The following is a 12,864-nucleotide window of genomic DNA, read 5'->3' as shown; positions in this document are numbered from 1 at the left end:
TTATGTATCAGGGCTTTTTTCACTTCACAGATATGCCGTTTTCGCTTACCCCGAATACGGATTTCTTTTGTGCGCTTGCGCCACACAATGAAGCGTTAAAAGTCATTTTATCAGCATTAAGTATGTCTGAAGGCTTTATAAAAATAACCGGTGAAGTCGGTACAGGTAAGACATTGTTATGCCGTAAATTAATTAATCATCTGTCTGATAAATTTGTAGCCTGCTATTTACCCAATCCATACCTTTCGCCTGATGAATTACGCCAAGCATTTGCGAGAGAGTTAGGCATTGTTACGGAAGGAAATAGTGATAATCAAGGCTTGCATAATGCAATAGAGACAAAGCTATTAGCCCTTAAAAAAGAGGGACGACAAGCGGTACTAATCATTGACGAAGCGCAGTCGCTGAGTTGGGATGCTCTTGAGATGCTGCGTCTTTTTAGCAATTTGGAAACGGAAAAAAGTAAGCTGCTTCAAATTGTCTTGTTTGGACAGCCTGAACTTGATGACAATCTGGCAAACTCTAAAGTAAGACAAATCCGCCAGCGAATAAGTTTTTCCTACACTTTACGCACAATGACGTCAGCCGAAGTCGATTACTACATTGGTCACCGGTTGACGACAGCAGGTGGTAACGAGCAGTTGATATCTAGAGGGCTGCGCGCATTTATAGCGTTGGTTACTAAGGGCACGCCTCGCTTGGTTAACATAGTTTGTCATAAGATTCTTTTGCGCGCATATGGTCAGGGCAAGGCGTCGGCGACCTGGTCACATACCCTAAGCGCCGTTTTCGATACACATGACTGTAAACGCCGACTTGTCCCAAGGCAGAGTCTTGTTATTTTGTCGCTTGCTGTGGTGGCAGTAGCAAGTGTACTACATGTATACGGCGCAGGTGGCATATGAGTATTTTGAATGACACCTTAAAGTCACTGGATGAACGCAATAAAAGTGAAGACTTTGGTTTGCCGCCAACCGTTGAAGTCAGTCAACGTCCAGTTTGGCCAAAAGCGCTCATGATCATCGCCGTTTTGGTGTTTGTAGTATGGTTAGTAATTACACTTTTATCTGGTACTTCCCATCGCGAAAAAAATGAAGATGGATTAAGCACAACGGCCGTTTCAAGTGCCGCACGTGTTAACAACCCGCCTGCTGAAAGTACAATATCAGAGCGCGTTGCCGATAGCACATCAGATATAAATGCGCCGTCACAAGGAATGCAATCAACCCCGTTATCTGAAAGTGATATGGCGCTACAAAACAGTGCGTCAGATGTGGCTGAGCTGGTTTTTAATACCGTTGATGAGTCATTAGAAGATGATGAAGCTCAATACAGAAAAAGGGTTACAACTACGGCATCAGCAACCAGCACAGCTGATGATGTGAAGGCGTTAAGCGTCAATAACAGCGCAAACGCCAGTAGCCCTCAATCAGAACTGTCTGCGGCAAGCAAGGCACAACCCGCAAGCTCGAAAACAGCAGAGCCTAAACCCACAAATATCATAACCAGAGAGCCTGTAGTTGAGGTAGCACCTAAGTCACCTGAACAACAAAGTGCTGTGCATTTAGAAGCAGGACTTAAAGCGTATAACTTTGGCATTTTTGATGAAGCTCAAAAAAGCTTCACGCTAGCACTGGCAACCTTTCCGCAAAATGACGAGGCGCGCAAGCAGCTGGCTGCACTTTATTTTGGACAAAACAATAATTTACAGGCACTGCAGGTACTTTCAGAGGGCATTGTGATCTCGCCTAGCGAATTAATTTGGCGAGAGCTAATGGCCAAAATTCTGGTGCAGGAAAGTCGCTTCGAAGAAGTATTGAATTTGATGCCTGATAGCTTGGATGCTAAAGCGTTAGCCGAAGGCCGTGCCGACTATCTAATTTTAAAGGGCACCTCTGCTCAAACCATCAATAAGTCAGAGCAAGCGATATCAGCATTCAGCGCTATGACATCGCTACAGCCTAATAATGCGAAATGGTGGTTGGCACTAGGGATGAATTATGACGCATTGGCAGATGAGCGCCTGGCGATATCATCTTATTCCAGGGCACTCGCCATTGGCGGGCTTTCCTCTGCATCTGCACAATATGCAAACTCGCGTCTAACTGATTTACAGGAGCAGCCTTAATGCGACCTCGATTAAAGATGCGCCTTGGCGACTTACTCGTTCACGAAAACATTATCTCCAGTGAGCAGCTTGACAATGCGCTTGCGGCGCAGCGAACGTCAGGCCGCAAACTAGGGGATACACTTATCGATTTGGGCTTTATCGGCGAACCCCAGCTTCTTCGCTTCTTGGCACAGCAGCTAAATATTCCTTTCTTGGATATAACACAGCGCCGTATAGACCCAGAGCAAGCTCAGCTTATCCCAGAGACTTACGCGCGTCGCTACCGTGCCTTGGTGTTAGAGGCGGACGACGATGAAGTGCTGCTGGGCATGAGCGACCCAACGGACTTGGGAGGCTTAGATCAGCTGGGCCCGTTAGTCGCTCCTCGAACCATTGAGCTGGCTATCGTACAAGAGAACCAAATGCTAGAGGCATTTGATTCTGTTTACCGCCGTACCCAGGACATTGCGTCGTTTGCTGAAAAACTAGGTGAAGAGTATGCAGACGAGGCTGATTTTGAGTTGTCAGCCCTTGATGACACCACCTCGGATGCCACGGTCGTTAAGCTACTTCACTCCATATTTGAGGATGCCGTTCAAGTTAGGGCATCAGATATTCACATCGAGCCCGATGAAAAAATCCTGCGCATTCGTCAACGTGTCGACGGCGTTTTGCAAGAAAACACGCTCAACCAAGTGAAAATAGCGTCGGCGCTGGTACTACGACTCAAACTCATGTCTGGCTTGGATATATCTGAAAAGCGTATTCCACAAGACGGGCGATTTAATATTAAAGTAAAAGGACACACCTTAGATGTGCGTGTGTCGACCATGCCAGTGGCCAACGGAGAAGCGGTAGTTATGCGTTTATTAGACCAGTCTGCTGGCCTTCTAACGCTAGACCAAACCGGTATGCCCGATGCTATGGCAGAGAAATTTAGAGCTGCCATTAATCGTCCCCACGGTATGATCCTGGTAACGGGGCCTACGGGTTCCGGTAAAACTACGACTCTGTATGGGGCACTTAGCGAACTCAATAAGCCTGACCTTAAAATCATAACGGCTGAAGACCCCATTGAATACCGTCTACCGCGAATCAACCAAGTTCAGGTTAATGCCAAAATTGGGCTGGACTTTGCCGCCATTCTTCGCACTACGTTACGTCAAGACCCTGACATTATCATGGTGGGGGAAATGCGTGACCAAGAAACCGTAGAGATTGGTCTTCGAGGTGCATTAACCGGCCACTTGGTATTAAGTACGCTTCACACCAACGACTCAGTAACCAGCGCTATTCGCCTTATCGATATGGGCGCGGCGCCGTATTTGGTTGCTACTTCATTACGAGGAGTGCTTGCACAGCGTCTGGTTCGTAGGGTGTGTGAAAACTGTAAAGAAGAAAAGCCTGCAACCGCCCAAGAACAAGCGTGGGTTGGCTTCTTGAAACCTGAATTAGCCGCTGCCACCTTCTACAAAGGGCGCGGGTGCAACAGCTGCAATCACACAGGATACAAAGGCCGGATAGGCGTTTTTGAATTTCTGGAAATGAACGAGGACATGATGGAGGCCTTGCGTGAAGACGATACGCAGGGCTTCGTAGATGCGACTAAGGCGAATAAAGACTTTGTTCCTTTATCTCACATGGCGCTGGACTACGCAGCTCAGGGCAAAACTTCTTTAGATGAAGTGTTCAAAGTCGCTGAATTTGTTCCTGAAGTGGTGAATCACTAATGCCACAGTTCAAGTACGCAGGTAAGTCAACGCAAGGCGGGCCTCAAAAAGGGGTTATTGAAGCCGCGTCAGCGCAAGCCGCAGCACAAGCCTTGCTGTCACAAAACATTGTGCCTCTTACCATTGTTGAATCAAAAAGACGCAGTGCAGAAAATGAAGGAGACGGCTTCGATATCACGCGTTTGTTTCAACAAAAGGTGGGACTGGATGAAATGATCATTTTCTCTCGCCAAATGTACTCATTGCTAAAGGCCGGTATTCCCATTATTCGTGCCATTAAAGGCCTAAGCGAAAATGCATCGCACAAACGCTTTCAAGAGATTTTGAAAGATATTGCAGACCAGTTAGAGCAGGGACGAAGTCTGTCTTCTTCCATGGCTAAATATGAAAAGGTGTTTACGAGACTTACCATATCCGTGGTGGTGGTAGGTGAAAATACCGGTAAATTAGACGACGTATTCCTACAGCTTGCCCTCTATTTCGAACGCGAGCAAGAAACCCGCAAGCGCATCAAATCGGCGCTGCGCTATCCCACTTTTGTGTTAATTGCGCTAGCAATTGCCATGTTTATTTTGAATCTATTTGTTGTGCCAGTGTTCACCCAAATGTTTGAGCGCTTTGACACTGAACTTCCAATTATGACCCGCGTGTTAATTGGTACTTCCAATTTCTTTGTGAACTATTGGTGGCTGCTAATTATTGTGATTGTGGGAGGGATTTTCGCTGTTAAACAATACGTTAATTCGACTAATGGACGACTCAAATGGGACAAATTTAAACTAAAGTTGCCTGTCGTGGGCAGCATTATTGAGCGATCATTACTTTCAAGATATAGCCGAAGTTTTTCAATGATCTTACGTGCAGGCGTGCCGTTAACCGCAGGGCTTTCACTTACTGCCGACGCCGTTGACAACGCGCACATGCAAAAGCGCATTAAAGAAATGCGTCAAGGGATCGAAAAAGGCGAAAGTTTGCTTAGAGTTTCGAAAAATAGCGAACTGTTTTCTACACTTGTACTACAGATGATTGCAGTAGGTGAGGAGACGGGACGACTAGAACCATTGTTAGAAGAAAGTGCTGACTATTACGAACGTGAAGTCGACTTCGACTTGAAAAGTTTAACGGCCAAAATCGAACCTATTTTGATTGGTTTTGTTGCGGTAATGGTATTGATCCTGGCGCTTGGCATATTTACGCCAATGTGGAACATGATGTCGGCGGTGAAAGGCGGCTGATAAAGCGCTTTATAACTGGGGAAAAGCGTGGCAAGCACCAAAACGGGGTTACTTAATTTTGTTGTTATAGGCGTATTGCTTGCTGTTATTGGAACAACATACGTGTTTTACGCGACACCAATTATTGATGAAGCGGAAAAGGTTAACAAAGAGAACGCGGTTGCACAGTTTCAGCGAGTGGTGATGTTAGCCAGGGCACAATGGATAAAGACTAAGCAAGATACTGTGCTTATTTACGAAACTGAGTTTGACGCTGGTGGCAAAGTTAAACAGCACAAAGATGTAGCGGCAGAGCTATACATTAATGAAAAAGGCTGGCCCGAAGGACTTGAAAAAGAACAGGGGAATGCGTGCGAATACATGCTGACACTTGCAACCTTAAGAGAAGGTGAAGCGCTGTCAACAGTGACTGTAAGCGACCAGTATGCAAACGGTTACTTACAATGTGCATTCTTTTGGGAAAAAGAGATTTGGTTTGAATATAACGCTGGTAGCGGCGTTGTCAGGCAAAGAAACAGTTGATTAAACGGCGGCACGATTCGCCTTATCGTCATCAAGGAGATGTTATGAACACCAAGCAACAAGGCTTTACGCTAATCGAGCTGATAATTGTTGTAATCATTCTAGGGTTGCTTGCGGCCACAGCATTACCACGCTTTATTGATGTTACTGATGAAGCTCGTGAAGCAAGTGTTGAAGGCGTTGCTGGCGGTTTTGCCGCAGCGGTAGGTCTTGTAAGAGCGCAGTGGGAAGTTGAAGGCCGCCCGAGCGGAAACAATGGAAATGGGAACGGCACTGTAATCACTTACGATCAAACGCAAGTAGGGGTAGACGGCACCATTGGTTACCCAACGGGAAGCTCTACAGGCAACACACTTGTTTCTACCGTTAACGACACTGAATGCAAAAACGTCTTTGACCTAATTCTTCAGTCAGCACCAACAAACACAACGTCGACGAACGACACCGTTGTTGCTGATTTCAGATATGCCGTTCGTGAGGACGACTCAGGTGCAAATACACTTTGTGTTTACTACTTAGTTGAATCTATGGGTTTACCTAATAGCTCAGCACCGGCAGACGGAACGCCAGACGGTACAACGTACGACGGTTTCACTTACAACCCAGCCACTGGCCAGGTTACTGTTTTTTAATTAATACCTAGGAAGTTTAATTATGCAAAAAGTATCAACACAACAGGGTTTTACCCTAATCGAGTTAATCATTGTTATTGTACTGCTGGGTATTCTAGCGGTGACCGCAGCACCTAAGTTTTTGAACCTTCAAGATGATGCGCGTGATTCTGTATTGGAAGGTATTGCTGGTTCTTTAGAATCTGCTTCATCGGTTGTTTATGGTAAGGCACTTATCAATGACGTAGCCGCTTCAAGCGACGGATCAGAATCTGTAAATATTGGTAACAGCACTACGGTTTCTTTGGTGTATGGTTATCCTGATGCTGCAACTGCTGCGAATTTTACAAATATCCTCGATGCTGACATCAATAACACTGGCGGCGAATATGCGACTGAGTCTGTAGATGAAGACACTATTCTTATCTATTACACGGGCGCTTATGACGGGGCTCCAGATCCTGCAGCGGCCAATAGTGCCTGTTCTGTTGCTTACACTAATTCAACAGCTGAAGGCGCGCGACCTACTATCACAGTAAACACTTGCGTCGAATAATGTGAAGAAAACCGGTTTTACATTAGTAGAACTTATCATAACCATATTGGTTATTGGGGTGCTGGCGGTAACCGCCGCACCTCGCTTTCTTGGTAACGATACGGAAGAAGCTATCGCCCTTCGCGATCGCACACTTCAAGTCGTTCGTAACATGCAGTTTCGTGCTATGCAAAATGTGCAAGACACTAGCTGTGTGAAAATAACCGCCACAATCATTGCCCCTCCCGCTGGCCACGATTGTACAAACGCCCTTTCTACCGCTTTTGATGCCGATCAGGTAGTCGACGCATCAAGCACCGACTTTACTTTTCAAACGGCCGATGAAAATGGCGATAGCTTTTCTCAAATTCAGTTTGACGGGTTTGGCAGGCCGCGAAATATCGCGTGTTCAACGAATTGTAGAATTCAAGTAAGTACCTTTGCCATGTGTTTACAAAGCGAAGGGGCAGTTTATGCGTGCTAGGGTTGTATTGCCTGTACATAAAAAACGCGTGAACGGCTTTACCCTGTTAGAGCTGGTGATTGGCATCGTTGTATTTACGATTAGCCTAACCGTAGTACTGTCGCTTATTGTCCCGCAAGCTGAACAAACCGCAGAGCCATTTCGTCAGGTGAAAGCGGCGAAATTAGGGCAGTCTTTAATGAACGACATACTTAGTCGCTCTTATGATGAAAATAGCGACAGAAGCCCGCCATTTGAAACCTGTAATGCCAAAGGAAATTGCTCAACAACACTTGGTCCAGAAGAAGCCAACGAAGACGACTACGACGACGTGGACGATTACAACGGGTACACAGTTAACGATGTGGGCGGAAACTATAGCAGTTTCGGTTTTACCGTAACGGTAGATTACGACAGTGACCTAAACGACAGTACGCCAACAGACGGCCTAACGTTTAAACGTATTGACATCGCAGTTACGGCACCAGACGGCCAAGTTTACAATTTTAGCGCTTATCGAGGGAGCTATTAATGTCTCCACGACAAGCACAGCGACAACACGGTTTTACATCAATAGAACTTATTTTAGTGATCACTATTTTAGGTGTGATTAGCGTATCTGTAGCACAAGTGATTTCTTTAAGTGCACAAATCTATATAACCGGCGCAGAGCGTACCCGCCTTGTTTCAGATGCGCGCTTTATTATTTTGCGGCTCGAAAAAGAACTGCGTAATGTGGTGCCAAATTCTGTGTCATTCGATTCCAGTTTGGGGTGTCTTTCTTACTACCCTATTAAGGAGAGTGGTACCTATGTGGGCGACGCGTTTAATAATCCTATGCACGTAGTCGTGTTCAATAGTCAGTTGAGTAAGGACGACACTCTTGTCATATACCCAACAAACCCGCAGAGCGTGAATGATAACGGGCGAATAATAGATGCTATTGCCGACGCTGCTTCCGATCCCACTAGCGATAATCAATATGACCTCACACTCAGTGCCCCTAATACACAATCTTCACCGGGAAAACGCTTCTTCATTCCTGAAGCGCAAGTAACCGTTTGTAGAGCATCTTCCGTTCAAGGTGAACGCTTAATTAGGACGCAAGGTGCTACGTCGGGCGTCCTTGGTACTAATGTGGTTTCGTGGAGTGCGAATGTGGTCACTGCAGGGTTACGGCAAAATGGCTTAATCGAACTGCAAATGACATTACAAAGCAGTGACGATGAACAGATATCGGTTGTACACGAGGTGCATTTCCCTAATGTGCCATAGTAAAACACGCCAACAAAAAAAGTATCGTATAGGCCAACGTCCTGTCGGGTTGTCTGGTTCTCCTGCGCGCCAACAAGGCTCAACCACTATAGTAGCAATTATCATTAGTATCGTACTTTTAGGTCTTGGTATTGCGCTGTCTAATCAAATCTCATCGAATATTCGCCAGCAATCCATTGAATATTATGGCGCTCGTGCTTACTTAGCGGCGCAAAGTGGGATGGAAGTCGCTATTTCTAGGCTAATTAACGGCGATAATCCGGCGTGCACAGTCATAACACAGCCGGTAGTTATAAGTGTAGTCAACATGCAGAATTGTACGATTACGCTATCTTGTGAGGTGGAAACTGAAGTCGATGAGCCTGAAGTTGCCGCTGGTGAAATAAGGGTTTATGCGTTAGGGGCCGAAGCGCAGTGCAGTACCGGCCAGCTCGAAACCTCAAAACGCGTTCTTGTTGAAGTAAGGCAGGAAGAATAATGACATACTGTAATTCTGTTGCTCGACTCTTTTTGATTTGTGCCTTGTTTATACAAGCGTTAGCTGTGCAAGCCGTTCCTCAAATCGAAGGCAGGTTCATCGAGCTTCAAAACACCTACAATAAAGCAGAGTGGACAACCATTAGCTTTTCACAGGTATACGACGAGCCGCCAGCGGTGTTTATGCTGTCTACTAATCAGGGGGGCAACCCTGCCATTGTCAAAATTCGCAATGTAACCAGAACCGGGTTTGAAGCGCTGCCCCTTGAGCCTTCCGGAGAAGATGGTCCGCATATCACGATGGGAGGCCATTACTTAGCCATTGCTTACGGCGTTCACGAATTTCCGAATGGGGATATTGTTGAAGTAGGAAAAATGGAGCTGGATGCTACAACCATCCAAGCCTCTACTAGTTCCCCTTGGTACATTCCAATAGGTACATTAGTTCCCGGAACAGAAGATGCTCGATACGCACAGGTGCCTCTGCAAACTAACTTTGGTGAAAAACCTGTATTTTTTCACTCCATTCAAACTGTCAATAACCAAGTGGATGTAAATGGGAAAAAGCCTCCCAATGAGCATTTGCTTCCATTTTTAACTATTGCGGCTAAATACGAAGCGCCGTCATATTACATAGCACTGGAAGCATCAGAAACCGATTTTGAGCCCGTCACACGTCCCGAAACGGTTGCTTATATGGCAACAACTGAAGGGTTCGACCGCAGGTTCTTTGATGACAACGGTGTAGAGGTGGTCTGGGAGGCAGACTTTGCGGACGTGCGCATTCAGGGATGGGACGATGGTTGTTTTCAAAATAGCTTTAAAAATAAATACACACAAACGCCGCTAGTTGCCGCGAGTAAAATTAGCCGCAACGGAGGCGATGGTGGCTGGCTGCGCAGTTGTGGTGTGAGCAAAACAAAATTGGGCCTTCGCGTAGATGAAGACCGAAGTATGGACTCAGAACGTAATCATACCGAAGAAGACGCTAGTATTCTGGCTATGACATCAGAGTTTGTGTTTAGTGGTGAAATTCCTAGCTGCGACGTTGCATTCCCGGGTGCGGTGGCAGCATTTGGTGGTGCGCCTATTAACCTACCCGCTTTCAGTCGCATTATTGATGAAAATGGTGGTGTGCTTAGTGCCACACAACTAGTGGCTGGGGGAACAGCTGGGAATGCGGACTATCCAAAATGTGGAGAACCAGGCGTCGACTGTACAGTGAACAATACAGACTCACTAACCGCATCACAGGCCAGAGCTATACCAACCCTCACAGTTAATGATAGCAGTGAAGACTTAGCCCCTGGTAATTTGGCCGGCGATTATTTTTATAATCGGCTGAATGTGCTTATGGCGGCAGGAAACTATAACGTTGTTGCACCGACTAGAATCTATATTGCCGACCCCGGTACCAATCCACCGGGGCAACCAACACGCTTCGTTATGGCTAATGCTAATGTCACCATTGCAGATGGAGCCTACCTAGCGATTTATGTAGACGGTGATGTGGTTATTGACGGTTCAAACCCGAGGGCGTTGGTTATTGCCAAAGGGAAGGTGACGTTCGCTAATGTGGGTGACGAAACTATCGTCGGCCGCTTCAATGCAGGAGGAGGCGTTGAGTCTGTTTCTTCAACAACGGCAAATCTACCAGCTCCCCTCAGCGTAACAGCTAATGAAGTACCAAATAATATTCCTGGCATATGTGGACGTGAGGTTGTAGAAGTATTAAATCACTACCGGTATGAACTTGCCGACAATAAAGGTAGTAGCTGCGCGGCAAAAGAAGTAACACTGAAAGCCTGCGCAGATGTAAATTGCGACCTCATTTACTCTCAACCCTCTACGGTTAACCTATCCCCGCAAAATAGCAACAATTTCCGATGGACTGGAAGCGATATCGTGTCGTTTACTGGGCAAATCTCTTTAGCTATCGATAGCCTAAAGGGGCAAGACACAAAGCTTGCAACGTTAGGTGAGACGCCATCGTCTCAGCTGCGCTGTTTCATTGGCGGAAAAGAAGTGGGTATAGAAGGCTGCAAGATAAACTTTGAAGATGATGGCCTGGTATTTAAAAACCTTTCTGACAACAACACAACCATCGTCACCCAGCTATCAGGCAAGCCTTCTGACGAAGGTTTCAATAGTAAAAATTATGCCGTTGAGGCCTGTGGTAATTCAGAATTCTTGAAAAACAAAATTGTTGATGTCGACCTCAACTACAATTGCTCAAGCTCTAGCAACTGTTCAAACAACTTAGCCCTGACAAATAACGGTAATACTTATCAGATTGGACTATCACCACAGACATTTTCTCTGCAGTTTGATACTAATTCGCGAGCGGAATTTACGTTGCGGTATCCGGACGCGGGTGAGCTTTCGCTGTCAGGAACAATTACTGATAGAGCCGCACTAACAGGTTCATCAAACATCTTCAAAGTTCGTCCATTCGGTTTCGCAATGGATGTCTTAAATGACGCTGGCACCAGTTTCAACCCAAACGGGTATGCAATCAATCCGAATGGCTCACTGCTAAAGCGTACGGGAGAAAACTTTGTGCTAGGTCTTCGTACTGTGCAATGGGTTGATGGTGAAGACAATAATGACGATGGGATACCAGATAACTTTGCAGACTTAGCAAATAATAATACGGCCGAACATTATTCAGGTAGTGTCAACCTCACTCCTCAGCAATTGCTACCAGTAAGCGGCTCTGCAGGTTCGTTAAGTATCACAAGTGTCAATTTTGAAGACGAGGGTAAAGTTAATCAAGCCTTAAATTATGACGAAGTTGGCATCATATCCATTGTCGCTCAAGGTACCTATTTGACAGACTCTACGGTGTTGGGCCAATTAAATAATGTGGGACGATTTGCGCCATCAAACTTTTCACTAACAGGAAATGTGGTGGCGGCATGTAATACCAGTAATGCGTTCAACTACTTTGGTCAACCTATAAGTGAAGTGAGCTTCTCGCTAACCGCACTTAACCAAAATGGCAGCCGCACCACAAACTACTACGATGGTTTTGATAAGCTAACCAGTCTCGGTTTGCAGGTTGAGCATGACGGCAATTTGCTAAACCGTTTGGAAAATATCAACTCGATAGGCTGGCCTCAAAGCGGAGCGACAGGACAAATTACTTTCTCTGATAATGACATTGCATTTAGCCGCTTAGGTAGCGCAACACTGGACGGGGCATATATCGATGCCTCTGTCGTGCTGGTGGCAGACCAAGCACAAATTGAGGGCGCAAACTTCAATGGACTTTCTTGTTCCGGTCAGTGCGTTGATGATTTTGGTGATTCAATCAGCTTTGCCTACGGTCGCGCAACGTTGATAAATAACTACGGTGCAGCCGACGAAGCGCTTTTGTTACCGCTTCGCACCCAATATTGGGACGGAAATAATTGGCGAATTAATAAGTATGACAGTTGTACCGCTTATGATCACGACAACGTGAATGACGAATCTGGTGAATTGGTTTCTTCGGGGGAAGAGTCATTAAGTGAAGGAGCCTATAGAGATAGTGACGGAATACGCCTGTCATCACCAAACGGTGCTGGCAATTATCCTGTAAGTTATACGCCTGATGCTTGGCTATTGTGGGATTGGGATGGAGATGGCGAAGCTGATAATCCCCCAAACGCAACGCTCACGTATGGTGTGTATCGAGGAAACGACAATATTATTTACAAGCGCGAGCAAATCAATAATTAGCAAAGAAGGTTATCCCGCTTGACCGAAATGCTGGTTGCGTAGCACACCGTAGTGGCGCCAACATAAAGAGATGTAAATTATTAGCAAATTGTTTTTGAACCTTCTAATTTTCACAGGGTCACTATGTGGGTCTAATTTTAAAATTATTTGGAAACGCGTGTGTGGTATCCCTTCATGGGTAAA

12 protein-coding genes are annotated in these 12,864 nt (G+C 45.9%); all 12 read left to right on the top strand.

Annotated features, from left to right (window positions below; all coding sequences use genetic code 11):
• Window positions 1–2 precede the first annotated feature (2 nt).
• From MHM87_RS12825 to MHM87_RS12770, 12 genes are read left to right on the top strand one after another with little or no spacing between them, the layout of a single operon-like run.
• The gene (locus MHM87_RS12825; protein ID WP_239259402.1) at window positions 3–905 is read left to right on the top strand and encodes an AAA family ATPase; all 903 of its coding nucleotides are present in this window, start codon (window positions 3–5) and stop codon (window positions 903–905) included.
• The gene (locus tag MHM87_RS12820; protein WP_239259400.1) at window positions 902–2,128 is read left to right on the top strand and encodes a tetratricopeptide repeat protein; all 1,227 of its coding nucleotides are present in this window, start codon (window positions 902–904) and stop codon (window positions 2,126–2,128) included. The genes MHM87_RS12825 and MHM87_RS12820 overlap by 4 nt, the downstream gene beginning before the upstream one ends.
• Window positions 2,128–3,840, top strand: coding sequence for a GspE/PulE family protein (locus MHM87_RS12815; RefSeq protein ID WP_101563275.1), 1,713 nt, complete (start codon window positions 2,128–2,130; stop codon window positions 3,838–3,840). The genes MHM87_RS12820 and MHM87_RS12815 overlap by 1 nt, the downstream gene beginning before the upstream one ends.
• Complete coding sequence (locus MHM87_RS12810) at window positions 3,840–5,075, top strand: type II secretion system F family protein (protein ID WP_239259398.1); 1,236 nt, start codon at window positions 3,840–3,842, stop codon at window positions 5,073–5,075. Before MHM87_RS12815 ends, MHM87_RS12810 begins: the two co-directional genes overlap by 1 nt.
• A 27-nt stretch (window positions 5,076–5,102) precedes the next feature.
• Entirely contained in the window at window positions 5,103–5,597 is a 495-nt protein-coding gene (locus MHM87_RS12805; protein WP_039225871.1) for a hypothetical protein, read from the top strand.
• Between the two features lie 44 nt (window positions 5,598–5,641).
• Entirely contained in the window at window positions 5,642–6,229 is a 588-nt protein-coding gene (locus tag MHM87_RS12800; RefSeq protein ID WP_239259396.1) for a prepilin-type N-terminal cleavage/methylation domain-containing protein, read from the top strand.
• Window positions 6,230–6,251: 22 nt separating this feature from the next.
• Window positions 6,252–6,764, top strand: coding sequence for a type II secretion system protein (locus tag MHM87_RS12795; protein ID WP_039225868.1), 513 nt, complete (start codon window positions 6,252–6,254; stop codon window positions 6,762–6,764).
• 1 nt (window position 6,765) lies between these two features.
• Complete coding sequence (locus MHM87_RS12790) at window positions 6,766–7,227, top strand: type II secretion system protein (protein ID WP_239259394.1); 462 nt, start codon at window positions 6,766–6,768, stop codon at window positions 7,225–7,227.
• The gene (locus MHM87_RS12785; protein WP_239259392.1) at window positions 7,217–7,738 is read left to right on the top strand and encodes a prepilin-type N-terminal cleavage/methylation domain-containing protein; all 522 of its coding nucleotides are present in this window, start codon (window positions 7,217–7,219) and stop codon (window positions 7,736–7,738) included. Before MHM87_RS12790 ends, MHM87_RS12785 begins: the two co-directional genes overlap by 11 nt.
• A complete protein-coding gene (locus tag MHM87_RS12780) occupies window positions 7,738–8,481 on the top strand; it encodes a type II secretion system protein (protein WP_239259390.1) in 744 nt (247 codons plus the stop codon). The genes MHM87_RS12785 and MHM87_RS12780 overlap by 1 nt, the downstream gene beginning before the upstream one ends.
• Window positions 8,471–8,959: a hypothetical protein gene (locus tag MHM87_RS12775; protein WP_014947907.1), complete on the top strand. Its 489-nt coding sequence runs from the start codon at window positions 8,471–8,473 to the stop codon at window positions 8,957–8,959. Before MHM87_RS12780 ends, MHM87_RS12775 begins: the two co-directional genes overlap by 11 nt.
• Window positions 8,959–12,681: an H-type lectin domain-containing protein gene (locus MHM87_RS12770; RefSeq protein WP_239259388.1), complete on the top strand. Its 3,723-nt coding sequence runs from the start codon at window positions 8,959–8,961 to the stop codon at window positions 12,679–12,681. The genes MHM87_RS12775 and MHM87_RS12770 overlap by 1 nt, the downstream gene beginning before the upstream one ends.
• Window positions 12,682–12,864: the final 183 nt, after the last annotated feature.

The organism is Alteromonas sp. Cnat3-28, assembly GCF_022348265.1.
GTDB classification, from domain to species: domain Bacteria; phylum Pseudomonadota; class Gammaproteobacteria; order Enterobacterales; family Alteromonadaceae; genus Alteromonas; species Alteromonas macleodii.
This window is presented reverse-complemented; position numbering and strand designations above follow the sequence as displayed.

Bases quoted from the DNA above. Each gene is read 5' to 3' on its own strand.
- MHM87_RS12810 (WP_239259398.1), top strand. From the start codon at position 3,840: ATGCCACAGTTCAAGTACGCAGGTAAGTCAACGCAAGGCGGGCCTCAA.
- MHM87_RS12770 (WP_239259388.1), top strand. From the start codon at position 8,959: ATGACATACTGTAATTCTGTTGCTCGACTCTTTTTGATTTGTGCCTTG.
- MHM87_RS12775 (WP_014947907.1), top strand. From the start codon at position 8,471: ATGTGCCATAGTAAAACACGCCAACAAAAAAAGTATCGTATAGGCCAA.
- MHM87_RS12800 (WP_239259396.1), top strand. From the start codon at position 5,642: ATGAACACCAAGCAACAAGGCTTTACGCTAATCGAGCTGATAATTGTT.
- MHM87_RS12825 (WP_239259402.1), top strand. From the start codon at position 3: ATGTATCAGGGCTTTTTTCACTTCACAGATATGCCGTTTTCGCTTACC.
- MHM87_RS12780 (WP_239259390.1), top strand. From the start codon at position 7,738: ATGTCTCCACGACAAGCACAGCGACAACACGGTTTTACATCAATAGAA.
- MHM87_RS12795 (WP_039225868.1), top strand. From the start codon at position 6,252: ATGCAAAAAGTATCAACACAACAGGGTTTTACCCTAATCGAGTTAATC.
- MHM87_RS12815 (WP_101563275.1), top strand. From the start codon at position 2,128: ATGCGACCTCGATTAAAGATGCGCCTTGGCGACTTACTCGTTCACGAA.
- MHM87_RS12785 (WP_239259392.1), top strand. From the start codon at position 7,217: ATGCGTGCTAGGGTTGTATTGCCTGTACATAAAAAACGCGTGAACGGC.
- MHM87_RS12820 (WP_239259400.1), top strand. From the start codon at position 902: ATGAGTATTTTGAATGACACCTTAAAGTCACTGGATGAACGCAATAAA.